Here is a 22,726-nt window from a genome sequence, read left to right as displayed (position 1 = left end):
CCTTTCTCCACCGCAAAGGAAAACAAAATGGCTTTATCCCGATTACTCTCAGCGACGTCCGCAAGGCGCATCGCCAGAATGCTTCTGCTGGCCGCCGGCGTCGCCCTCGCGACCGGCGCAGCGAGCGCCGACGATCTCAAGACCATCAAGATTTTCTTTCCGCCGTTGAACAACGGATGGACGTCCGGCTTCGAACTGGTCGAAGTCGCCGACGCGCAGGGCTTCTTCAAGAAATATGGCGTCAAGGACGAACTCGAAGTCGTTCCCTGGGACCAATATACGGTGGCGCTCGACAGCGGCGCGCTCGATTTCGCGCCCTTTTCCGACTACGCCTATTTCATCAATGCGCTGGACAAGGGCCTGAAGGCGAAAGAGGTCGTGTCCTCGACGCTGCCGTTCAATCCCGACATCGCCGGCGACGGCCTTGTCGTACTCGACAAGGGCCCGATCAAGACCGCGCAGGATCTCAAGGGCAAGCGCATCGGCACGACCTATCCGAGCTTCTCGGGCGTCTGGTTCGCGCTCGACTGGCTGTCCAAGCGCGGCGTCGCCAAGGACGACGTCAGCATCGTCCCGGTGCCGCAGGCCCAGCTTGAGCAGGTGCTTCAGCAAGGCGGCGTCGACGCCATCATCGCTTACGCGCCGCTGAACATCCAACTGGTCCGCAAGGGCGACTTCCGCCAGTTGTTTTCCGTCTCCGATATCGCGGGCCGCTTCATCACCCGCGGCGGCACGATGGCCAGCGACAAGTTCATCGCCGAGCATCCCGACCTCGTGAGGGCCTATGTCTCCGCGATCTCGGACGCCGCCGAGTGGGCCAATACGCATCCCGCCGAGGTCATCAAGCTCGGCATTGAGCGCGGCCGCCTCGACACCGCCTTCCTGCCCGATCTCTACAACAAGGACCGCAAGGAGGATTACAGCAAGTTGCGCTGGGCGCCGCACGCGTTGAACAACGCGCAGGATCTCGCGTTCTGGCTCGACCTCGTCGAGAAAGCGGGCATCGTGCCGACCGGCAAGCTCAAGCCCGCCGACCTCTACACCAACGAATTCAATCCGCACGCCAAGGATTCAGCGGCGGCCAATTGAACGCGCTTCGACGCGGCGTTTCCCTCCCGACGCCAGCGACGAACCGGGAGCCAGGCACGGCGGTCGCCTGGCTCCCGGGAACTATATCGCCCTTGCGAGCGGAGCGAAGCAGCCACTTCGTCATCAGGATTCATCATGAGCAGCGCCATTCAAATCCAGAACGTCGGCAAGACTTTCGCGGTGCGACGCGCGGCGGGACGACGCGCCCGGGAGGCGGAGGCTTTCACCGCGCTCGAAAATATCAATCTCGACGTCAAAGCGGGCGAGTTCCTGTCGATTGTCGGACCCAGCGGTTGCGGCAAGTCGACCCTGCTCGACTTGTTGGGCGGGCTGACCTTGCCAAGTTCCGGGCGAATTCTGATCGACGGCCATCCGATAACAGGCCCGGCGCTCGATCGCGGTCTCGTTTTTCAGCAATATGCTTTGTTCCCCTGGCGAACCGCGCTCAAGAACATCGAATTCGGCCTGGAGGCGAAGGGTGTCGCGCGGCGCGAGCGCGCCGAAAAGGCCGAACATTTTCTGGGCATGGTCGGCCTCGCCGGCTTTGGCGACCGCTATCCCTTCGAACTGTCCGGCGGCATGAAGCAGCGTGTGGCGATCGCCCGCAGCCTTGCCTACGATCCCGACGTTCTGCTGATGGACGAGCCCTTCGCGGCGCTCGACGCGCAGACGCGAGAGATTTTGCAAGGCGAACTCCTGCGCATCTGGGAGGAATCGGGCAAGACGATCGTCTTCATCACCCATGGCATCGACGAAGCGGTCTATCTCGGCCAACGCGTCGCCGTCATGACCTCGCGCCCCGGGCGCATCAAGCAGGTGATCGACATCCCGCTGGAATCGCGCACGCGCCAGGAGGACCTGCGCGCCGCGCCTGAATTCGCGCGGCTGCGTCATGAGATATGGAGCCTGCTGCGCGACGAATTTCAGAAAGCGGAAATTCTCGAACGCGGCAAGGTCTCCGGCGCGGCGCCCGCCAAGGCCGCCGCCGTTCGCTGAAAACTTCGCCACAAGGGATCGCCCGATGACCAGAGCCATTCGCTTCAACGCTTTCGAGATGAACTGTGTCGGGCATCAATCGCCCGGATTGTGGGCGCATCCGCGTGATCGCTCCTGGCAATATAAGGACGTCGAATATTGGACCGATCTCGCGGTCACGCTTGAACGCGGCATCTTCGATGGTATCTTCATTGCCGATGTGATCGGCTATTACGACGTCTACAAGGCCAGCAATTATCACGCGATCGCGCAGGCCGCGCAGATCCCGGTCAACGATCCCCTGCAACTCGCCGTGCCGATTTCAATGGCGACCAAACATCTCGGCATTGGCATTACCGCTTCGACGACCTTCGAACACCCCTATACGTTCGCGCGGCGTCTTTCGACCGCCGACCACCTGACCAAGGGGCGCGTCGGCTGGAATATCGTAACGTCCTATCTGCAGAGCGGCGCCAAAAACATCGGCGAAGGCGCGCTTCGCGTTCACGATAACCGCTACGAGGTCGCTGAGGAATATATGGAGGTTCTCTACAAGCTGTTCGAAGGGTCCTGGGAGGAAGGCGCCGTGGTGCGCGACCGTAAGGCGCGGATCTTCGCGCATCCGGAAAAGGTCCATGAGATCGGCCATAAGGGGAAGTTCTTCGAGGTGCCCGGCTATCATCTCTGCGAGCCGTCGCCGCAGCGCACGCCGCTGCTTTACCAGGCGGGATCGTCGGGCGCCGGCAAGAGCTTCGCCGGCCGCAACGCGGAATGCGTATTCTCCGCGTCGTTGACGAAATATTTCCTCAAGAACTATGTCGCCGCCGTGCGCGCCGCCGCAGCTGCGGCGGGCCGCGACCCGCGCAAGGTTCTCACCTATAATCTGGCGACGGTGATCGTCGACGAGACCGACGCCAAGGCGCAGGCCAAATTCGAGGAATACCAGCGCTATGCGTCTTACGATGGTTCGCTGACCTTCATGTCCGGCTGGAGCGGCGTCGACTTCGGTCAATTCGCGCCGACCGACCTTATCCAGAAAGTTCCGTCGAACGCGATCACCTCGATGATCGAAACGCTCGCCAATAGCGGCCGGTCATGGACCGTTGAGGAACTGGCGCGCTGGGGCGGGATTGGCGGCCTCGGCCCCGTCTTCGTCGGTTCGGCCGCGACGGTCGCCGACATCCTGCAGGAATGGGTCGAGGAGACCGACGTCGACGGTTTCAACCTCGCCTATGCGGTGACGCACGAGACATTCGAGGATGTCGTCAACCACCTCGTCCCCGAGTTGCAGCGCCGCGGCGCCTATGCCCGGCAATATAGGCCGGGAACATTGCGCGAAAAGCTGTTCGGCGAGGGGCCGTATTTGCCGCCCAGCCATCCCGCTGCGCAATATCGCGACATCGAGGCGTTCAAGCGGAAAGAAGCACTTGCCGGGAAGAGACTTCTGATCGAAGAGCCTTCGCTGGCCTGAGGCTGGTAAGCATTCTTGCGAGCCGCGCGGCTTTCGTCCAAGCGCGCGACAGGCGCACGCGCTGGCCAAGTTGGCCGGCCATCTGTATTGCTTCTCCCGGTGGACAGTTTGGCGACCCGGCGCCCTTCTGTCTCTGGGACATCCCAGGCCTTGCGACGATCCTGCCTGAAACATTCAATGGGCAAGGCTGCAAATATGGATCATGCGAAACGGCTTTCCGCGCTATGAGCGCTCCCGATTTGGCTGCGGTCGCCTTCGCCCAACAAATTGACTCCCCGCGCCAAAGTCAGGCCGCCTCGCAAACGCGCGAACAGGAAAGCCTCGGCCTGCTGCTGGGCTTCCTCGGCGTCGTGATTTTCGCCGCGACCTTGCCATTGACGCGCCTCGCCGTGCCCAGTCTCGGCCCGGAATTTCTCACCGCGGCGCGCGCGCTGATCGCCGGCCTGATCGCAGCGGGCGTTTTGCTTGCCGCGCGTCGCCCACTGCCTCGCCGGCAATTCCCGCGGCTTGCGGTCGCCGCGCTTTGCCTTGCCGCCGGCTTTCCCGCCTTCAGCAGCTTTGCGATGCGCACTTTGCCGGCCGCCCATGGCGGCGTCATCGTCGGCGTCCTGCCGCTCGCCACCGCTGTCGTCGCGGCGCTCATCGCGCGCGAGCGCCCTTCCCTGTCGTTCTGGGTCTGCGCGGTGCTCGGCGCCCTGCTCGTCGGCGGCTTCGCGCTGCGGCAAGGGGGCGGCGCATTGCAATGGGGCGACGGGCTGCTGCTGCTCGCCATCGCCTCGGCCGCGCTCGGCTATACCCTCTCGGGCCAATTGTCGCGTGAAATTCCGGCAAGAGACGTCATTTCCTGGATCGTCGTCCTCGCCTTGCCGCTGTCCGCGCCGCTGACCTTCCTCTATCGTCCAGCCGAGCCCGCGCTTGTCCCGCTGTTCGCCTGGGGCTGCCTCGCCTATCTCGGCGCGATGAGCATGTATCTCGGTTTTTTCGCCTGGAACGCCGGCATGGCGCTCGGCGGCGTCGCGCGCGTCTCGCAGACGCAACTCGCGCAACCCTTCATCACCATCGGCCTGTCGGCGCTGCTGCTGGGCGAGAGGATCGACGCGGAGACGGTTGTATTCGCGGCGCTGGTGGTGGGGCTGGTGTTTGTGGGGCGCAGGCAGAGGGTGACGGCGGCGCGGTAGGGACGGAATCGCTCCGGCGGATCGAAACAAAACCTCGATTGCCAATATGCGCTGCGAATGACAATCTGCGCTAACGAAGGTCGATTGCCTCCTCCGCTTGGAACGACGCCCCGTGTTTGTTGGCAAGTCCGCCATCATAATTCTTGTCGCCGCGGCGATGGCGGCGCCCAGCATTGCGGATGCCGGATCGACATCGGGTCAATGCGGCGCGCTCAGAGCGGAGGATGCCAAGGTACGTGCCGACAACGAAATCATCCAAGAGGAGGGCCGTCGCAGAGGCCATCCAAGATGGTGCGCTTACGCGCGCGACATTATTCGCGCCGCGGACAAAGTGATCTTTATCATCACTCACGACCCTGCTAAATGCCAAGTGACTAGCGACCGGCTTGAGGCGATCGAGGCGGGGAGAACCCAAATGGTGGCGTTCACCGAGGGGTGTCCGTAACGAACGGGGCCGAACCTCGCGATAGAGCGCGACGTGAAAGCGCAGCGTCGGCGCTTGTGAGACAGTCATAGAGTTCAGAAACTTCCTCGCCAGCGACGAATTGTTTCAGTTCGATCCGGCGCTTCATCTTTTCCTGTGGCGCATCGCTAATCTCGGCCCATTCGGAATCGATGATGCTGAAGCGCGCCGCCCGCTGCCTCGCCGGCAATTCCCACGGCTTGGCGTAGCTGCCGAGACGATTGTATTCGCGGCGCTGGTGGTGGGGCTGGTGTTTATGGGGCGCAGGCAGAGGGGGACGGCTGCTTAAGGGCGTCAAGCGGCTATTGCCGCCGCTCCGAAAAAGTCTCCCGTCGATCCCCTTCCCGGTTCGTCGGAATCATGCAATGAGGCGACTTGTAATGCGGTCCGATCGCGCCACGCTAGCCAACGGAGCTGTCGAGCGAACCGGCCCTCGAATGCGATCCAGCCGAAAGTTGCTATGAACGAGAAAACCACCGGCAATCGCGAGCATTCTGACGCCATCAGCGAGGATGAGAGTCGCAGCCTGAGCCTTCTCCATCTGACGCTCCTGGCGCTGGCGCTTGGGATCGTCACCGGATTGGGCGCGGTGCTGTTTCGCGACCTGATCGGCCTGCTCCACAATCTTTTTTTCGCTGGGCGTTTCGCGCTGTCCTATGACGCCAATGATTTCACGGCGCCAAGCCCGTGGGGCGCCTTCATCATCCTGGCCCCGGTGATCGGCGCGGTGATCGTCACGTTCCTGGTGAGCAATTTCGCTCCCGAAGCCAAAGGTCACGGCGTTCCCGAAGTGATGGACGCCATTTACTATCGCGAGGGAATCATCCGGCCTGTCGTCGCTCTGGTCAAATCGCTCGCTTCGGCTTTCGCGATCGGCAGTGGTTCTTCCGTAGGGCGCGAAGGCCCCATCATTCAGATCGGTTCGGCTCTGGGTTCGACCCTGGGCCAGATTGTCGCGATGCCGCCCGGCCAGCGGATCGCGCTCGTCGCGGCCGGCGCAGGCGCTGGCATTGCCGCGACATTCAACACGCCGATCGGGGGCGTGATGTTCGCCATCGAATTGATGCTGCCGGAGGTGAGCGTCAGCACTTTTTTGCCCGTCGCGGTCGCCACAGGCGCGGCGACCTTTGTCGGACGCTGGTTCTTTGGGCAGCAGCCGGCCTTCCTGGTCCCTCAGATGGCGCCGCTGACCGCGGACGCCAGCGCGGTGGCGCTGCTGGTCCTGTATGCAGTCTTGGGCGCGCTCACAGGCGTCGCCGCGGCGGCCTTCATTCGCACCCTGCATCTGGCCGAGGATATTTTCGACAAGATTCCCTGGCGCTATCCGCGCCACATGCTGGGCATGCTGCTGGTCGGCGTCCTGATGTACGTCCTCTATCGAACGCTCGGGCAATATTATGTCGACGGCGTCGGCTATGCGACGATCGAGAGCATTCTGGTCGGCCATACATCCACGGTCTGGCTGCTGGCGCTGCTGTTTGTCTGCAAGGCGCTGGCGACATCGACCAGCCTCGGCTCAGGCTCGTCGGGCGGCATCTTTTCCCCGTCGCTGTTCATGGGCGCGACGCTCGGCGGCGGTTTCGCGGCGCTGCTGGCGGCGGCGGGCGTGCCTCTTCCGCTCAGCATTCCAGCCTTCGCGATGGTGGGCATGGGCGCGATGGTCGGGGGCGGCACCGGCGCGGTGATGACCGCCATCACGATGACGTTCGAGATGACGCGCGACTACGACATCGTCATGCCGATGATTCTGGCGGTGGCGACGAGCGTCGGCGTGCGCCGACTGCTGTCGCGGGAGAACATCTATACGATCAAGCTGGCGCGCCGCGGGCGCGCTGTTCCCAAGGCGCTGCACGCCAATATGTTCCTGGTGCGCCATGCGCGCGAGGTCATGGATTCCGACGTGCTCGTTCTGCCGGCGGAGCAGAGCTTCGACGCGTTCTTGCGCGAGCACGAAGCGGAAGGCCGGCTGCGCCATGTCGTGGTGACAAAAAGCGGCCGGCTGTTTGGAGTCATCCGCGTCAACACGGGGCTGCGGCGCGGCCTCGAAGGCGCCCATACCGGCGTCTCTCTTGGCGATGTCGCCAACCGCGATTATACGATCGCGGGCGAAGACGCGATCGCCTTCGACGTCATCGGGCGGATGTGGCGCAGGAAAGCGTTCATGGCGATCGTCGTGCGCGGCGGACGCGGCGTCCCGCGCGGCGACGACGTCGTCGGAATCATCACCAAGGAGCACGTCGCCGATTCCGTGGCGAACAGTCTGAAAATCTATCCGAATTAATGCCGGGCGCGGCGGCGTGTGCGATCGCGCGCGCTTGAACCCGCCATCGCATCTCCGCAGCCATCCGCGCGGCGTCGAATTCCCGCAAATCCCATTAGTTTCAATTAACCGTACAACGCACATAGATTGCATGTGCATCGTGTTCATTCCTCCCCATTAACCGGTTCTCCCGTATAGGCCCTGTTATCAACGGGCGGCTGGTGGGGTTTGCTTATGGATATGGGTCGTTTCGGGACCGGTCTGAGACGCGGCTCCTGGGAGCAGGGCGAGCTCTTCGAACTGTTGAGCCTCATGACAATGGGCGCCTGTCTGTGGATCATCGGCGCGCGGCTGGGCGTGTTCGACTCGATCAGCCGCTTTGCCCTCGCTCACGATCTGATGAACCTGGTCATGCTGAGCGGTTGCATGGGCCTGGGCGTCTTCGCCGCCGCGATCCGTAAATCATTCCTGCTGCGCAGGGCGATGCACGCGCGCATCGCAGCGGAGGCGCAGGCTGAATCGATCGCCCGTCATGACGCGCTGACGGGGCTCGCCAACCGGCGCCTGTTTCACGAGACCCTCGCCGAATCGCTGCGGTCGCGCCAGGCCGGCGAGCAATTCGCGGTGCTGCTGATCGATCTCGACCGGTTCAAGCCGGTCAACGATGTCCATGGCCATGCCGCCGGCAATGCGGTGCTGTGCGCCGTCGCCGATCGGCTGCGTTCGCTCACGCCGCCAAAGAGCATGGTCGCCCGTCTCGGCGGCGATGAATTCGCCGCGCTCGTGCCTTATGAGAGCGATCGCGATGCGCTGATCCGCTTGGCGCAGCAGATCATCGCCGCCGTGCGCAACCCGATTCCCTGGAACGAGGGACAGCTCGAAGTGGGTGCCACCATCGGCATCGCTCTGGCGGGCGCTGAAAACGTCGAGCCCGAGGCCCTTCTGCACGCGGCCGATGTCGCGATGTACCAAGGCAAGCGCGAAGGGCGCGGCGCCTTCCGTTTCTTCCAGGCCGAAATGGATGTCGCGCTGAAGGCGCGCGCACGGCTGGAGGCCGATCTCCGGCTGGCGATCACCCGCGGCGAAATCGCGCCCTACTTTCAGCCGATCGTTTCGCTGCCGGCGCAAGACCTGATTGGCTTCGAGGTTCTGGCGCGCTGGAACCATCCCACCGAAGGGCTGATCGCGCCTGACAATTTCATTCCCATTGCCGAGGAGACCGGAATGATCGCCGATCTCTTTTACGGCCTGCTGCGCCAGGCCTGTTCCGACGCAAGGAATTGGCCGCCTCATCTTCAGCTCGCCGTCAATATTTCGCCGCAGCAATTGCAAGATCAGTGGCTGCCCGAACGAATCCTCGGCATCCTTGCCGAGACCGGCTTCACGCCCAGCCGGCTCGAAGTCGAAATCACCGAAACGGCGCTCATCAACGATCTGGAGGCCGCGCGCTCCACCCTTACGTCGCTGCAAAACTCCGGCGTCAAGATCGCTCTCGACGATTTCGGCACCGGCTATTCGAGCCTCTATCACCTCAGGGAATTGCGCTTCAACAAGCTCAAGATCGACAGGAGCTACGTCACCTCGCTCAAGCAAGGAAGCGAGCGCGCCAAGCTCGTCGACGCCATCATTCAACTGGGCGCCAGCCTGAGCCTGCAGACGACCGCCGAGGGCATCGAAACAGCGACGAGCCTCGATTGGCTCTCCGACCAGGGCTGCAATTTCGGCCAGGGTTATTTCTTCGGCGCCCCAATGCCCAAGGACGCCGCCGACCGCTATCTCGATAGCGCGGAAGCGGCCCGGCTGGCGGAGCGGCAAGCCAAGGCCGCGCACGCCGCGTGAATCGGGCCGGCGGCCGCTGTGTTGACGCGTCGGCGGGTGCGGCCATAGGCTCGTCAGCCAGCCGCTCGCGCGGCGCATGGAGAGTTCAATGACGCGTCTGCTATCCGCCGCGATCGCGGCTTGCGTCCTGTGCTCGCCGTCCCTGGCGCTCGGCGCCGATTATGCCCCGATCAACTGCGCCAAAGCCGCTTCGCCCGCGCAACAGGCCATCTGCCGAAACTATGCGCTTGGCCAAGCGGAGGCGCGGATGGCGACGCTGTTTGGCATTTCGATGTCGCTGGTCGCGATGGGCCAGCGCGGCGATATCGGCGATGCGCAATTGCAATGGCTGAAGACGCGCGAAGCATGCGGCGGCGACGTCGCCTGCTTGACCCAGGCCTATGCGGCGCGCAACGCGCAACTGAGCGGAATCATCGACGATATCGCATCGCGCGGCCCGTATTGATCAGCCCGGCGGCCGCGCCGCCATCGCCTCTTCGAGCACTTCGAAAATGCGCGGATGCGCGCAAAGCGCCACATTGAAACGCAGGAACGCGCGCCCGCCTTGCGATAGGCTGAACACATTGCCCGGCGCGAAGACCACGTCGTTTTTCAGGCCATGGCGCGCGATGTCGGCGGCGTCGAGGCCGTCGGGCAGCCGCGCCCACAAGAACAGGCCGCCGCGCGGCTCGACCCATGGCTTGAGGCCAAGGACGCCGAGGCGGCGGATCGTCTGCCCCATCGCGCCCGAGAGCTTGGCGCGCAGCCCGACGAGATGGCGCCGGTGGCCGCCGTCGGCCAGCAGGCGATGCAGCAGCGCCGCCGATAAATGACCGTTGCCCTGGCTGATGGCGAGTTTGAGATCGACAAGCTGTTCGATCCATTCTGGCCTCGCCACGATATAGCCGCAGCGGATCGCCGCCGAGACGGTTTTGGAAAGACTGCCGACCTGGATCACCCGATCGAATCCGTCGAAGCCGGCGAAACGGGGCGCGGGCTCGGGTTCGAAATCGGCGAAAATATCGTCTTCGATAATGATCGTGTCATGCTTCTCGGCGAGCTTCAGCACGCGATGGGCGACGACCGGCGATATCGTCGCCCCGGTCGGATTATGCAGCCCCGCAATGGTCAGATAGAAGCGCGGCTTGTGGGCGGCCAGAATGCGCGCGAAAGCCTCGACATCAGGTCCCTCGGGCGTGAAAGGGACGCCGACAGCCTTCACGCGATGGGCCCGCAGCAGCGCCAGGAAATTGAAATAGCAGGGGTCGTCGACCAGCACGGTGTCGCCGGGCTCCAGCAGGAATCGGCACAACATGTCGAGCGATTGCGAGGCCGAATCGGTGAGCAGGATGTGATCGGGCTCGGCCATCACCCCGCGCTCGGCGAGGCGCCTTGCATGATGCAGACGCAAGGGGGCGAAGCCGAGCGGCGCGTCATATTGGATGCGGGCGGCCGACGGGCCGCGCGCCAGCGTGCGCAGGCCGCGCTGGATACTGAGATCGGGCATCCATGAATCAGGCAGCCAGCCCGACCCCGGCTTCAACACATCGGGGCCCGATTGCAGGGACTGGCGCATCAGCCAGAGCGGATCGATGGCGCGCTCGAGCTGCGGACCAAGCGCGGCGAGCGAGAGCGGCCGCGTCGGCCCGGCGACGTAAAAGCCCGAGCCGCGCCGCGCGACAATGGCCCCCTCGGCGATGAGCCGGTCATAGGCCTCGACTACCGTCGATTTCGAAACCTTCATCGTTTCCGCAAAGCCGCGCACCGAGGGCAGCCGGGCGCCGGGCGCAAGAGACCGGCTGTCGATGCGGCCCTGAATGGCGGCGACGACGGAGGCGGCGAGCGTCGGACCACGGCTCTCGGGCGATTGGCGATCAAGCATCTGTATTGGCTTTCATCACGGACAGTTTGGTGAAACTGTACTCATCTGTCTCTGGGATGGCTAGCGGTTTTCGACGATCCTGTCGGAAATAATGCAGGCAAGGTCGCCGCCATGTTCCATTCGAGACAGGTTTTTCAAACGACACCGACGCCGCCGGCCTGGGCGGCCTTGCAGCGGGTCGCCTCCTGGCCGTTTCGCGTGGCGGCCGCGCGCGCGGCCATGGGCCAACTCGCCGGCATGAGCGACCGCGAGCTTGCCGATATCCGCCTGACCCGCCAGGACCTGCGCGACGCTTCCGCGCTGCCGTTGGGCGATGATCCCACCCGGGTTTTCGCGATGCGCGTCAGAGAGCGGGACGGCCGGTAGAGCGGCAGGCTACGCGCGTCGGCGGAATGAACTGTCGCTGGAATTTCCCCATCCGGGCGAAGCGCTCTTGCGCGCGCCCGATATTTGCGGGAGGTTTCACAGATCAGAAACGGGACGGGAGGTTGAAATGAGCGAGAAGCATAAGCCTCAGGAAGACATTGTCCACAAAGCCGCTGTTTTTATGACGCATCCCGAAAAGGCGACGCCGGAAGACATCAAGCGGATGGCCGCGCGCATCCTCGATGACCAGCGCAACGATCCCGAAAAGCACGCCAAGGCCAAAAAATAACCGCAGGCCGGCGCGGCTTTTCCACTACGCCAGACGATGGCGCGGACGCCGTCCGCGCCATCGACGTGATTCAGCTTCGCCCGGGCGCCGGTCCTTCGGCTGAGCCCGCAATTTCACGCAGACGCGCGCGGCGCGATCGTCGCTCTAAAAGGGATCAGTCCGCTGATTGCGGCGCCGCGGCCGCGCGCGAGAAGACGATTGTCGTGCGTGTGCCCTTTCCGGGGCTCGATTCGGTCTCGACGCTCGCCTTCGCGTTCTCGCGCAGGGATTGGACGATCAACGCGCTAAGTTTGCCGCGCTCGGGCCACACGATTCCCTCGGGAAGGCCGATTCCATTGTCGGCGATGACAATGCGGCAACCGTTGCCATCGGACAGGCTGTTCAGCGTGATCGCGCCGCTGTCGCGGCCGGCGAACGCATGTTTCAAGGCGTTTGTCAGAAGCTCATTGACCACCAGCCCCGTCGGCATCGCGACATTCACCGACACCGGATAAGGATCGAGCTTCAGATCGAGCCGGATGCCCTCGACCGCGTGCGAACTCAACACCGAAGAAGCGATCTTGCTGAGATAGACGCCAAGGTCGATCTCATCTTTCGGCCCGTGATCCGCCAACAGAGCGTAGAGGTGCTGGATCGATTCGATCCGCCCCGCCAGACGTTCGAAAGGCGCGGTGTCCATACGCCCGCGCGCGTTCCTGGCCTCGATTCGCATCAGCGCCGTGATCATCTGCAGATTGTTCTTGACCCGGTGCTGGACCTCCATCAGCAGCGTGTCTTTTTCGCGAACCGCACGCTCAAGCTCTTCGCGCTCCTGCCCGTGCGCGCCGACATCCACCAGCGCGGCGAGCCGATAGCAAGGCTTCCCGTCATCATCCTCGATGACATTGGAATAGGCGTCGACGATGGAAAACTCCTGATCCCCGCGTTCGATCTTGAATGTCGCGACGAAATCGGTCGACTCGACGATGGCCGCGCCAAGGTCGCGCGTCTCGCTCTCCGCATCGCCACGGCCCTTGAGAATGCTCCACCGCTTTCCCGTCACTTCGGACGCGGCCTGCCCGGACAGTTTCTCAAATTCCGGATTGGCGTAGACGATCCGTTCGGGATCCTTCATTTCAGCGATAATGATGGCGATCGGAATTTGATCGAGAAAACGCCTGAACGCCTCGCTGTCGAGGGCGTCGGCCAGATCGGGCGTGGCGAGAAGCGTCTCGACTTGCTCGGCTTTCCCGCTTTCTTCGTTCATACGATGGCTCACTGTCGTCAGAATGACATTTCTGGCGAACGATAGGCTCACAAATCGGGCCAGGGAACAAGGAAGCGCGTTGCCGAAGCCGAGCGGGCCGAGCCCCGGAGGTCCATTTTGGCCTCCTGCTCCCTCCCCTCACGCCTTCTCCAGCGCCAGCGCGATCCCCTGCCCGACCCCGATGCACATCGTCGCCAGCGCACGCCGCGCGTCGCGATCGTTCATTTCGATCGCAGCGGTCAGCGCAAGGCGCGCGCCCGACATGCCGAGGGGATGGCCGATGGCGATGGCGCCGCCGTTGGGGTTCACATGCGGCGCATCGTCGGGCAGATGCAGCCCGCGCAAGACGGCGAGGGCCTGCGAGGCGAAGGCTTCGTTCAGTTCGATCACGCCGAAATCGCCGATCTTGAGACCCAGCCGCTCCATTAGCTTCACCGTCGCCGGCAGGGGGCCATAGCCCATGATGCGCGGCGCGACGCCCGCCGTGGCCAGGCCGATGATGCGCGCCAGCGGCTTCAGCCCGAAGCGCTTGACCGCCTCACCCGAGGCGACAATCACGGCGGCGGCGCCGTCGTTGACGCCTGAGGCGTTGCCCGCCGTCACCGTGCCGCCCTTGCGGAAGGGCGTGGGCAGAGCGGCGAGTTTGTCGAGGCTGGTCTCGCGCGGATGCTCGTCGCGCTCGACGAGCGTGACATTGCCCTTCCGGTCCTTGATTTCGACGGGCGCAATCTCGCGCGCCAGCCGGCCATTCTTTTGCGCGGCGGCGGCGCGCGCCTGGCTGCGCAGCGCGAAGGCGTCCTGATCGGCGCGCGAAATCTGGAATTCCTCGGCGACGTTCTCGCCAGTCTCGGGCATCGAATCGACGCCATATTGCGCCTTCATCAGCGGATTGACGAAGCGCCAGCCGATCGTCGTGTCATAGACTTCGACATGGCGCGAAAAAGCCTCGGCCGCCTTGCCCTGCACGAAAGGCGCGCGCGACATGGATTCGACGCCCCCTGCGATGGCGACATCGATCTCGCCGGCGCGGATCGCCCGCGCCGCGGTGCCGATCGCATCGAGGCCCGAACCGCACAGGCGGTTGATCGTCGCGCCCGGAACGCTCGTCGGTAGGCCGGCGAGTAGGCCCGCCATGCGCGCGACGTTCCGGTTATCCTCGCCCGCCTGATTGGCGCAGCCGGCGAACACATCATCGATCGCATGGGGATCGAGGCCCGGCGCCTTGGCGAGGACCGCCCTGATGGCGTGCCCGAGCAGATCGTCCGGCCGCACGGACGACAGCGCGCCGCCATAACGGCCGACCGGCGTGCGTGCGCCTTCGCAGAGGAATGCTTCGGTCATGTCACAAGCTCCATGATTACTGTCCGCCCGCCGCCTCGCCCGGCGCGAGATCGGCGAAACGGCGATCGGCGCGCGCGAGGCTGACGATCAGCGGCGCAGGCTCATAGCCCGCGCCAGCGAAGGCATGCGCCTCCTCTATATCGGCGAGGATCCGCCCAAGTCCAAGCGCATCGGCTTCGAACATCGGGCCGCCGCGCCAGGCGGGATAACCGTAGCCGCTGATCAGCACGACGTCGATGTCGAGCGCGCGACGCGCGATGCCATCGCTCAGGACCTTCGCGCCTTCGTTGACGATCGCCGCGCGCACCAGCCGCTGGATCGTGTCGTTGGAAAACACACGCTGTTCGCGATGCTTTTGGGCGCGCACCTTGTCGATGAGCCCGCTCACCAGGGGATCGAGCGCTTTCTTGCCGCCGGAATAGCTGTACCAGCCCGCCCCCGTCTTCTGGCCGAAGCGGCCGAGCGCGCAAAGCTCGTCGGCGATGGTCGAGGCGTAGCGCACATTCGGGTTCAGCGTCGGCGCGAGGCGCTTGCGCCGCGCCCAGCCGATATCGAGGCCGGCAAGGTCGCCGACCGCATAGGGCCCCATCGCAAAACCGAATTCCTCCAGCGCGCCATCCACCCCTTGCGGCGCCGCGCCGTCCTCGACCATCATATCGACGATCGGGCGCCAATGGGCGAGGATGCGATTGCCGATGAAGCCGTCGCAAACGCCGCAGACAACGGCGATCTTACCAAGCTTCTTGGCGACGGCGACGCCGGTGGCGACCGCATCCTTGGCGCTGGCCGGCGCTTCGACGACTTCGACGAGGCGCATGACATTGGCGGGCGAAAAGAAATGCAGCCCGATCACATCGCCTGGCCGGCCGCTCGCTTGCGCGATGATTCCAACATCGAGATAGGATGTATTGGTGGCGAGGACCGCGCCCGGCTTGGCGATGGCGCCGAGGCGCGCGAAAATGTCCTTCTTGACGTCCATATCCTCGAACGCCGCCTCGACGACGAGATCGCAAGCGGCAAGCGCTGCAAAATCGCTCCCCACCGCGACGCTGGCGCTGCGCGCCTCGTGCTGACTGGCGGTGAGGCGTCCCGATTTGAGCTGGCGGTCCCAGGGCGCAGCAATGCGCTTGCGCCCGGCCTCGACGGCCGCCTCGCTGGTCTCGACCACAATGACGGAAAAGCCCCCGTCGGTGAAGGCGACCGCGATCCCCGCCCCCATCGTGCCGGCGCCGATGATGCCGACGCGTTCGACCTTGCGCGGCGCGATGCCCTCAAGCTGCGGCGCGCGCGGCGCTTCCCGCTCCGCCATGAAGACGTAGCGCATCGCCTTCGACTGGTCGCTCTGCAGGCATTCGATGAAGGCCGCGCGCTCGCGCGCCATGCCCTCGGCGAAGGGCAGTTCGGCGGCGAGCAGCACGGTCCGCGCGGCGACCAAAGGCGAGGCCTGGCCGCGCGATTTCTGCGCGATTCCGGCCAGCGCGGCGTCGATTTCGGCGCGATCGAAGGGCGACGGCGCAAGCTCGCTCAGGCGGCGGATCGGGCGCCCGACAAGCGAACGGGCGAGAGCAATCGCGCTGTCGCGCAGATCGCCGGCGGCGAGGGAATCGGCGATTCCGAGCGCCAGCGCTTCATCCGCCTTGACCTGCCGGCCGCTCGCCGCGAGATCGATCGCGGCGCGGACGCCGATCAGGCGCGGCAGGCGCTGCGTGCCGCCGGCGCCGGGAATGAGGCCGAGCTTGACTTCCGGCAGGCCGACAATCGCGCCGGGGTCGAGCACGCGGGCGTGACAGGCGAGCGCCAGCTCGAAGCCGCCGCCGAGCGCGGTGCCATGGACCGCGGCGACGACAGGTTTGCCCGAGGCTTCGACGATCGTCAGGACATCGGGCAGCGCCGGCGGCAGCGGCGGCTTGCCGAATTCACGGATGTCGGCGCCCGCGACGAACGTACGCCCCTCGCAAGCGATGACGATCGCCGCGACGGCCGCGTCCTTATTAGCCGCCTCGATCGCCGTGACCAGACCTTTGCGAACCGCCTGCGAGGACGCGTTGACCGGCGGATTGTCGATCAGGATCAGCGCGACATCGCCGCGATTCTCGATCCGGACCGCGGACGCGACAGCATCGTCTGGCATTTTTCCGCTCCGCTTAGACTCGTTTCCTCGGGCAGCATCATTAATGGGGCGGTTGCTTCGACGCAATCGAGCGAGGCTGCGCGCGCTCCCCTTCTCCCGCCTCCGGCGGGAGAAGGGGAGCGCGCCGGTTTCCCATTCTTCTCACGCCCGGTTAAATATTCTTTCGGCCCCCTGTCAAAATCGCATCCGCTCGATCGTCATGGAAGCAGCGGGGCCTGACGCCTTGCGCAACCGGAGTGTGCATCATGCAATATATGCTGTTGATCTATGGCGACGAAAGCGCGCGGGCGCATGCGACGAAAGAGCAGATGGGCCAGATGTTCGCCGCCTATGGCGCCTATACCGAGGCGATGAAAAAGGCCGGCGTGTTCAAGGCGGGCGATCCGCTGGAAGCCGCCTCGACCGCGACGACCGTGCGCGTCGCCGACGGCAAGACCAAGGTGCTGAACGGCCCCTATATCGAAAGCAAGGAGCAGCTTGGCGGCTATTACCTGATCGAGGCGCCCGATCTCGACAGCGCCTTGTCCTGGGCGGCGCGCTGCCCCGGCGCGCAATTTGGCACGATGGAGGTCCGGCCCGTCAGGCCGATGGTGTTGTCTAACTTTTAACGCTGCGAGAGGGCGACGAGCGCGCGGGCGAGGCGGCGACGCAAGCGCCGCGCGCTTTCGCCTCCGCTTGGTCGATCGGACCGGCGCTGGTTTCCCATTGTTGCGATGCCGGCTCAATATTCCTGGGGCGCCCGGTCGAAATCGTGACGGCGCGAACGTCACTGAAACAGCGGGGCCTGACGCCCCGCCGTGAAAGATGAGGAGAGCGTCATGCAATATATGCTGTTGGTGTATTGGAACGAAGGCGCACAGGCCGCCGCGACAAAAGAGCAAAAGGCCGAGACTTTCGCCGCCTATAGCGCTTATGCCGAGGCGTTGAAGAAGGCCGGCGTGTTTCTGGCCGGCCATGGCTTGCAGGCGACGGCGACGGCGACCGTCGTGCGCGCCCCCGAGGGCAAAGCCAAGGCGCTCAATGGACCCTATGCCGAAAGCAAGGAGCAGCTTGGCGGTTACTTCCTCCTCGACGCGCCGGATCTCGACAGCGCGCATGCCTGGGCGGCGCGTTGCCCTGGCGCCCGGCATGGCGCGGTCGAGGTTCGCCCCCTCATGATCTATTGATCGAAACCTTCGATGCCGCGAGAAAGCGAACAACGGGCGGCAGAGACCGCGGAAGCGGTGGCGCGCCGAAGCTATGGCAAGCTCGTCGCCATTCTTGCGGCGCGAACGCGCGATGTGGCGGGCGCCGAAGACGCTTTGTCGGAGGCCTTCGCTTCCGCTTTGGTCGATTGGCCCGTCAACGGCGCGCCCCAATGCCCCGAGGCGTGGCTCGTCGCGGTCGCCCGGCGCAAGATGGTCGACGCCGCCAGGCGCAGACAGGTCGGCGATGCCGCCGCCGACCATTTGCAGCTTTTGGCGGAGGAGCTTGAGGCCATGGCCTGGGAGACGCCGCAAATTCCCGACGAGCGTCTCGCCTTGATGTTCGCCTGCGCCCATCCGGCGATCGAGGCCGGGATCAGGGCGCCGCTGATCCTGCAGACGATCCTCGGCTTTGACGCCGAGGCGATTGGCTCGGCTTTTCTCGTCTCGCCCGCCGCGATGGGCCAAAGGCTGGCGCGCGCCAAGAACAAGATCAGGGGCGCCGGCATTCCGTTCCGCGTCCCCGAACGCGCCGAAATGCGCGAGCGCCTGGAGGCGGTGCTGGAGGCGATCTACGCCGCCTATACCGAGGGCTGGAGCGATCCGGCGGGCGCCGACGTGCGCCTGCGCAATCTCGCCGAGGAGGCGATCTGGCTCGGCCGGCTGGTCGTCAAGCTTCTGCCCGACGAGGCCGAGGCGCTCGGCCTGCTCGCGCTGATGCTCTATTCGCAGGCGCGGCGCGGCGCGCGGCGCGATGCATCGGGCGAATTCGTGCCGCTCGCCGACCAAGATACCGCGCTGTGGGACGAAGGGCTGATCGACGAAGCCGAGGCGCTGCTGTTTCGCGCCAGCGCGCTGGAAAAGTTCGACCGCTACCAACTGGAGGCGGCGATCCAATCGGCCCATGTCGTGCGGCGGCGCGGCGGCGGCGCCGACTGGGCGGCGATCGAACGCCTCTACGATGGGCTCTGCGCCATCACCGGCTCGCCGGTGGCGGCGATCAATCGCGCGGTGGCTGTCGCCGAAACGCGCGGCGCGGCCGAAGGCCTCGCGGCGCTGCCCGCGCTCGGCGACCATCCCCGCCTCGCCGACTATCAGCCCTATTGGGCGGCGCGCGCCGAACTCCTGTCGCGGCTCGGCGACATCGCCGCCGCGCAGGAGGCCTACGACCAGGCGATCGGGCTGGAGGCGGACCCCGCCGTGCGGCGGTTTCTGCAGAAGCGACGGGCGGAGGGTTCGCGCGTTCACTGACGCTGGCGCACGGCGGTCGCCGATGGAAGCGCCGCGGAATAGCCGCGGCCCCCGAAAGACCCGAAACGGTCCGTCAAAATCCCCGCTAAGTCCTTGATTCTCGCCCACCCGGAAGGACGCGTGCTTCCGCGAAATAAGCCATATCAAGAACTTGCCCCCCATCGGGCTTCCACATCGTGTTTTTTGGCGCAACCGGCGGGCCTGTGAGCCCGCCGGGCGATCGCGTTCCTGCTTGGGCAGACAGGACGGGGACGTGCAAAGCGGGACGATCTGCCTTTTGGAAAACAAGCCTATGAGATTAGCGTAGATTTCATTTTTCAGAAAATAAATGTTGCGCGACGGCGATTCTCATGATGACCATGGGATACCCCCCTCCGTCATGGCCGGGCTTGTCCCGGCCATCCAAGCCGTAATGCCGAAATCAACCTCGAAAGGTTTTCGCGACGGCGCCGCGCGGATGGCCGGGACAAGCCCGGCCATGAGGACGGGTATTGCAGTAACGGTGTGGACATGGATTCACGCCCACGCCTTAGGCGGCGCGCATGCCATCGTCGTGCTCGGCGTCAAGTCGACCGCTACGCGGGCGCTTCGCGCGACTTGACCCCTCCGCTCGACGATGGCGTTTGGCTGCCAAGACCCTTTGCTGAGCAATGCGGCCCTGGGGCCGCTTCGCTCAGCAAAGGGTCTTGGTAGGCCACTTGCCGCGCCGACGAGACGCAGTCACCCCGAAGGGGCCGTAACGAAGTGAAGGAGCGGCGCAGCCGCTTGTCGGCGGCTCGGCGGTGTGGCCCTCCCCCCGAGGCGCCTCAATCGGACGGCCGTGGAGAGGCCAAAATGTGAGTTACTGAACCGCTTTGAGCCCGCTTTCGCAACCAATCAGGCGCCGTTCGCGACGCTTTCGACCTGTTTCCTACACGCAAGACCGGAAACAACTGCGCGGAGTCGAATGGATAAAGCGTATCCCGACGGCCTGCGAGCCGTAGCACGAGGCGAGCGCCCTCTGGCGCACGCGGCATGGGCGTTCCGCGCTCTTCTGCCCGTCATGCGAAATAAGCCACGTCCTCAAACGCCAGCCGCGCGTTGCGCGGTTGCAGCGATTCCGGCCTCCCATAGCCAAGACCGCAGATGAAGTTCGATTGAATTCGGCCGTCCGGGAAAAAGGCCTGATCGACAGCGTCATTGTCAAAGCCCGACATAGGCCCGCAGTCCAGGCCCAGGGCGCGCGCCGCCAGGATGAGATAAGCGCCTTGCAGGGCGCCGTTGCGCATCGCCGTGACTTCTGGAACCGGGTTCATGGCGGCCAGCATCTTCAATCGTTCGGGCGGCAGGTGACCCAAAAGCGTCGGGAATTTGTCCGCGAAATCGAGATCGTGGCCGATGATGACGGTCACCGGCGCCGCGAAGATTTTCGCGCGGTTGCCCTCCATCGCCGCGCCCGCGAGCTTTTGCTTGGCCGCCGGACTGCGGACAAAGATGAAACGCCCCGGGCAGGAGTTGAGCGAGGTCGGCCCCCATTTCAGGAGCTCGTAGAGCGCCCTTATGAGTTCCTCCTCAACAGGACGGTCGCTCCAGTCCTTGTGCGTTCGGGCGGCGCGAAAGAGTTGATCGAGCGAGGCGGATGGAAGCGCGTTTGGCATGTCATTTCCTTGTTCGGTTTGGCGGCGAACCCTGAATAGGATTCATGTGGTCAGGAGCAGACATAGGCGCCTGATTACCGCTTGATTAGCGGGTATTATTTTGTTTTAATTTCAAGCGATCGTTGAAAATGATAGGCCCCTATGGAAACGCTGGCGAACCTCGAATCCTTCGCGCGGACTGCGGAAGGCGGCAGCTTTTCAGAAGCGGGACGCAGGCTGGGACTGACCGCGGCCGCCGTCAGCCGCAACGTGGCGATGCTGGAACGCAACCTCGGGGTCAGGCTGTTTCATCGATCGACCCGCAAACTGACGCTCACGGAAGCCGGCGAGCGGTTCCTCGCCTCGATCGACGGCAACCTCGATGCGCTCCAGGCCGCCATTGCCGAGGCGGCGGCGCACAGCAGCGAGCCGGCAGGCGTCTTGAAAGTCAGCCTGAGCCCGACGTTTGGACTGACGCATATCCTGCCGCTGCTGCCGCCCCTGCTGGCGAAATACCCGCGCATCAAGCCGGAATGGCGCTTCGAGAACCGGCCCGTCGACCTGATCGCCGAGGGCTACGACGCCGCCATCGGCGGCGCCTTCGATCTCGCCCCCGGTCTCGTATCGCGCACCCTGGCCCCGGTGCATGTCGTCGCCGTGGCCTCGCCGACTTATATGGCCGGCCGGACGCCGCCGGCCGATCCCTCGGAACTCGCCGCCTATCACGGCATCGTCATGCGCCCGCCGGGCACCGGACGAATTCGTCACTGGATGCTGCGAAATGCGAATGGGATCGAGATCGCCGGAACGCTCACTGAGGCCATCGTCGTCAATGACCCCGCCGCGATGCGCGAGGCCGCGCGTCTTGGCCTGGGCGTGTCGTTGATCGCCCTGTTCGATGTGGCGCCCGAATTGGAGCGCGGCGGTCTGATCCGGCTGCTTCCGGACTGGTACGCGGACGCCGGCGCCATATCGCTCTACTACCCGTCGCGTACGCTCATTTCGGCCAAGACGCGTGTCTTTGTCGAACTCGTCGTCAACGCCTTCAAGAGCGAGCGGTCGGACGCCTCATTCCGCGCCGATCGTTGATGACGGCTTGAATCGCGCAACCGGCAGGCCGGCGCCAAGATTCGGCAGGTCCTCGAACATGGATTCGCGCCGACGGCTCGGCCGGCGGCCGCGGATGCCATCGTCGTGCTCGGCGTCAAGTCGACCGCTACGCGGGCTCTTCGCCCAAGGCGAATGCTTCGCATTCGCCGGGCTTGACCCCTCCGCGCGCCGATGGCGTTTGGCTGCCGAGACCTTTTGCTGAGCAATGCGGCCCTGGGGCCGCTTCGCTCAGCAAAAGGTCTTGGTAGGCCACTTGCCGCGCCGACGAGACGCAGTCACGCCGAAGGCGCCGTAACGAAGTGAAGGAGCGGCGCAGCCGCTTGACAGCGTCTCGGCGGCGTGGCCACGGCAAAGGACGCTGAGGAAATCGTGCAATGCGCATCGCATCCCCGCAATGTCAAATGAATGCACTATCAGCATATGTCGCCATTTGAAGGCTATTCTTTCGACAGTTCGAGGTGACCGCAACAGTCACTGTAGCCGACAGCGCTTGTTGACGGTCCTACGGTGTCTCATTATCCCGCCTGATGGCGTGCAACATGCGGGGTGGTTATGAGACTGCTTTTGTTGGCGCTCGGGTTAGGTTTGGTCGGCTACGGCATTTTCGTTGGTCGAAGAGCGCGAATTTCCTGGGAGGCGCGTAGCTATCCCACATTCGGCATCGTTATCGGCAGTAGATTGAGATTGGCTGGATGGACAAGCAGAAGGCCAACGTACGACGTGGACGTAAGAATCGAGAATACGGATCATCTGCCTCAACGACAGATCACACTTCATGGCTACGCTAATTATCGTCCGCGCATCGGTACAAAGCTTCCGGTTCGCTGCTCGCGTTCTGACGCTTGCTTCGTTTTACCGGAAGGCGTATCGGACAAGTCGATTTTCCCAATGATAATGATTGGGGTTGGCGGCATGGTAGCTATTTCGCAATTGTTTCGCCAATAAACCCCGCGAACCCAATTAATAATTTCGTACGCGCCAGCTAACCTTTCCCCACCGGTTCTGCAGGAACCGCTGCACGGCGGGGTCAACCTCCAACCCAATCGCCGATCATAG

The 22,726-nt window shown here is 64.4% G+C and carries 19 protein-coding genes; 14 read left to right on the top strand and 5 right to left on the bottom strand.

The window, feature by feature from the left end; all coding sequences use genetic code 11:
* Positions 1-27 precede the first annotated feature (27 nt).
* The 8 genes from GSQ90_RS22725 to GSQ90_RS22690 all read left to right on the top strand — a co-directional run bounded on the left by GSQ90_RS22725 (position 28) and on the right by GSQ90_RS22690 (position 9,720).
* Positions 28-1,089 (top strand): ABC transporter substrate-binding protein, encoded by a 1,062-nt coding sequence (locus GSQ90_RS22725; protein ID WP_158817155.1) that lies wholly within the window; start codon positions 28-30, stop codon positions 1,087-1,089.
* 132 nt (positions 1,090-1,221) lie between these two features.
* Entirely contained in the window at positions 1,222-2,085 is an 864-nt protein-coding gene (locus tag GSQ90_RS22720) for an ABC transporter ATP-binding protein (RefSeq protein ID WP_246731735.1), read from the top strand.
* Between the two features lie 25 nt (positions 2,086-2,110).
* Entirely contained in the window at positions 2,111-3,535 is a 1,425-nt protein-coding gene (locus GSQ90_RS22715) for an LLM class flavin-dependent oxidoreductase (protein ID WP_158817153.1), read from the top strand.
* Positions 3,536-3,759: 224 nt separating this feature from the next.
* Positions 3,760-4,713: a DMT family transporter gene (locus GSQ90_RS22710; RefSeq protein ID WP_158817152.1), complete on the top strand. Its 954-nt coding sequence runs from the start codon at positions 3,760-3,762 to the stop codon at positions 4,711-4,713.
* Between the two features lie 112 nt (positions 4,714-4,825).
* The gene (locus tag GSQ90_RS22705) at positions 4,826-5,158 is read left to right on the top strand and encodes a hypothetical protein (protein ID WP_158817151.1); all 333 of its coding nucleotides are present in this window, start codon (positions 4,826-4,828) and stop codon (positions 5,156-5,158) included.
* A gap of 478 nt (positions 5,159-5,636) precedes the next feature.
* Complete coding sequence (locus tag GSQ90_RS22700) at positions 5,637-7,457, top strand: chloride channel protein (protein ID WP_158817150.1); 1,821 nt, start codon at positions 5,637-5,639, stop codon at positions 7,455-7,457.
* A 213-nt stretch (positions 7,458-7,670) separates the two neighbouring features.
* Positions 7,671-9,275 carry a bifunctional diguanylate cyclase/phosphodiesterase gene (locus GSQ90_RS22695; protein ID WP_246731722.1) on the top strand — a complete coding sequence of 535 codons (1,605 nt, stop codon included), beginning with the start codon at positions 7,671-7,673 and terminating at the stop codon, positions 9,273-9,275.
* Positions 9,276-9,363: 88 nt separating this feature from the next.
* Positions 9,364-9,720, top strand: coding sequence for a lysozyme inhibitor LprI family protein (locus GSQ90_RS22690; protein ID WP_158817149.1), 357 nt, complete (start codon positions 9,364-9,366; stop codon positions 9,718-9,720).
* Here the strand turns inward: GSQ90_RS22690 and GSQ90_RS22685 are convergent, their stop codons facing one another.
* Positions 9,721-11,136: a PLP-dependent aminotransferase family protein gene (locus GSQ90_RS22685; RefSeq protein WP_158817148.1), complete on the bottom strand. Its 1,416-nt coding sequence runs from the start codon at positions 11,134-11,136 to the stop codon at positions 9,721-9,723.
* 111 nt (positions 11,137-11,247) lie between these two features.
* Between GSQ90_RS22685 and GSQ90_RS22680 the strand changes: the two genes are divergently transcribed.
* Positions 11,248-11,502: a DUF1127 domain-containing protein gene (locus tag GSQ90_RS22680; RefSeq protein ID WP_158817147.1), complete on the top strand. Its 255-nt coding sequence runs from the start codon at positions 11,248-11,250 to the stop codon at positions 11,500-11,502.
* A 127-nt stretch (positions 11,503-11,629) separates the two neighbouring features.
* Entirely contained in the window at positions 11,630-11,791 is a 162-nt protein-coding gene (locus GSQ90_RS22675) for a hypothetical protein (RefSeq protein WP_158817146.1), read from the top strand.
* A gap of 154 nt (positions 11,792-11,945) precedes the next feature.
* Here the strand turns inward: GSQ90_RS22675 and GSQ90_RS22670 are convergent, their stop codons facing one another.
* From GSQ90_RS22670 to GSQ90_RS22660, 3 genes are all read right to left on the bottom strand, one after another.
* Positions 11,946-13,037, bottom strand: a complete 1,092-nt coding sequence (locus GSQ90_RS22670) for a sensor histidine kinase (RefSeq protein ID WP_158817145.1) — start codon at positions 13,035-13,037, stop codon at positions 11,946-11,948.
* Positions 13,038-13,175: 138 nt separating this feature from the next.
* On the bottom strand, positions 13,176-14,378 hold the full coding sequence (pcaF, locus tag GSQ90_RS22665; RefSeq protein ID WP_158817144.1) for a 3-oxoadipyl-CoA thiolase: 1,203 nt from the start codon (positions 14,376-14,378) through the stop codon (positions 13,176-13,178).
* 16 nt (positions 14,379-14,394) lie between these two features.
* Positions 14,395-16,509, bottom strand: a complete 2,115-nt coding sequence (locus tag GSQ90_RS22660) for a 3-hydroxyacyl-CoA dehydrogenase NAD-binding domain-containing protein (protein ID WP_158817143.1) — start codon at positions 16,507-16,509, stop codon at positions 14,395-14,397.
* A 245-nt stretch (positions 16,510-16,754) separates the two neighbouring features.
* On the opposite strand from GSQ90_RS22660, the gene GSQ90_RS22655 reads away from it, so the two are divergent.
* From GSQ90_RS22655 to GSQ90_RS22645, 3 genes are all read left to right on the top strand, one after another.
* Positions 16,755-17,117: a YciI family protein gene (locus tag GSQ90_RS22655; protein WP_158817142.1), complete on the top strand. Its 363-nt coding sequence runs from the start codon at positions 16,755-16,757 to the stop codon at positions 17,115-17,117.
* A gap of 210 nt (positions 17,118-17,327) precedes the next feature.
* On the top strand, positions 17,328-17,675 hold the full coding sequence (locus GSQ90_RS22650; RefSeq protein ID WP_158817141.1) for a YciI family protein: 348 nt from the start codon (positions 17,328-17,330) through the stop codon (positions 17,673-17,675).
* 12 nt (positions 17,676-17,687) lie between these two features.
* A complete protein-coding gene (locus tag GSQ90_RS22645; RefSeq protein WP_158817140.1) occupies positions 17,688-18,944 on the top strand; it encodes an RNA polymerase sigma factor in 1,257 nt (418 codons plus the stop codon).
* Between the two features lie 1,040 nt (positions 18,945-19,984).
* Here the strand turns inward: GSQ90_RS22645 and GSQ90_RS22640 are convergent.
* On the bottom strand, positions 19,985-20,581 hold the full coding sequence (locus GSQ90_RS22640; RefSeq protein ID WP_158817139.1) for a malonic semialdehyde reductase: 597 nt from the start codon (positions 20,579-20,581) through the stop codon (positions 19,985-19,987).
* 141 nt (positions 20,582-20,722) lie between these two features.
* Between GSQ90_RS22640 and GSQ90_RS22635 the strand changes: the two genes are divergently transcribed.
* Positions 20,723-21,649 (top strand): LysR family transcriptional regulator, encoded by a 927-nt coding sequence (locus GSQ90_RS22635; protein ID WP_158817138.1) that lies wholly within the window; start codon positions 20,723-20,725, stop codon positions 21,647-21,649.
* Positions 21,650-22,726: the final 1,077 nt, after the last annotated feature.

This window comes from Methylocapsa sp. S129, from assembly GCF_009765995.1.
Taxonomy (GTDB): domain Bacteria; phylum Pseudomonadota; class Alphaproteobacteria; order Rhizobiales; family Beijerinckiaceae; genus Roseiarcus.
The sequence above is the reverse complement of the archived record's forward strand: the minus strand, read 5'-3'. Positions and strand labels throughout refer to the sequence as shown.

Coding starts and splice junctions, on each gene's coding strand:
- pcaF (WP_158817144.1), bottom strand. CDS start 14,378: ATGACCGAAGCATTCCTCTGCGAAGGCGCACGCACGCCGGTCGGCCGT.
- GSQ90_RS22725 (WP_158817155.1), top strand. CDS start 28: ATGGCTTTATCCCGATTACTCTCAGCGACGTCCGCAAGGCGCATCGCC.
- GSQ90_RS22695 (WP_246731722.1), top strand. CDS start 7,671: ATGGATATGGGTCGTTTCGGGACCGGTCTGAGACGCGGCTCCTGGGAG.
- GSQ90_RS22680 (WP_158817147.1), top strand. CDS start 11,248: ATGTTCCATTCGAGACAGGTTTTTCAAACGACACCGACGCCGCCGGCC.
- GSQ90_RS22685 (WP_158817148.1), bottom strand. CDS start 11,136: ATGCTTGATCGCCAATCGCCCGAGAGCCGTGGTCCGACGCTCGCCGCC.
- GSQ90_RS22715 (WP_158817153.1), top strand. CDS start 2,111: ATGACCAGAGCCATTCGCTTCAACGCTTTCGAGATGAACTGTGTCGGG.
- GSQ90_RS22650 (WP_158817141.1), top strand. CDS start 17,328: ATGCAATATATGCTGTTGGTGTATTGGAACGAAGGCGCACAGGCCGCC.
- GSQ90_RS22710 (WP_158817152.1), top strand. CDS start 3,760: ATGAGCGCTCCCGATTTGGCTGCGGTCGCCTTCGCCCAACAAATTGAC.
- GSQ90_RS22690 (WP_158817149.1), top strand. CDS start 9,364: ATGACGCGTCTGCTATCCGCCGCGATCGCGGCTTGCGTCCTGTGCTCG.
- GSQ90_RS22670 (WP_158817145.1), bottom strand. CDS start 13,037: ATGAACGAAGAAAGCGGGAAAGCCGAGCAAGTCGAGACGCTTCTCGCC.
- GSQ90_RS22640 (WP_158817139.1), bottom strand. CDS start 20,581: ATGCCAAACGCGCTTCCATCCGCCTCGCTCGATCAACTCTTTCGCGCC.
- GSQ90_RS22645 (WP_158817140.1), top strand. CDS start 17,688: ATGCCGCGAGAAAGCGAACAACGGGCGGCAGAGACCGCGGAAGCGGTG.
- GSQ90_RS22635 (WP_158817138.1), top strand. CDS start 20,723: ATGGAAACGCTGGCGAACCTCGAATCCTTCGCGCGGACTGCGGAAGGC.
- GSQ90_RS22660 (WP_158817143.1), bottom strand. CDS start 16,509: ATGCCAGACGATGCTGTCGCGTCCGCGGTCCGGATCGAGAATCGCGGC.
- GSQ90_RS22655 (WP_158817142.1), top strand. CDS start 16,755: ATGCAATATATGCTGTTGATCTATGGCGACGAAAGCGCGCGGGCGCAT.
- GSQ90_RS22675 (WP_158817146.1), top strand. CDS start 11,630: ATGAGCGAGAAGCATAAGCCTCAGGAAGACATTGTCCACAAAGCCGCT.
- GSQ90_RS22700 (WP_158817150.1), top strand. CDS start 5,637: ATGAACGAGAAAACCACCGGCAATCGCGAGCATTCTGACGCCATCAGC.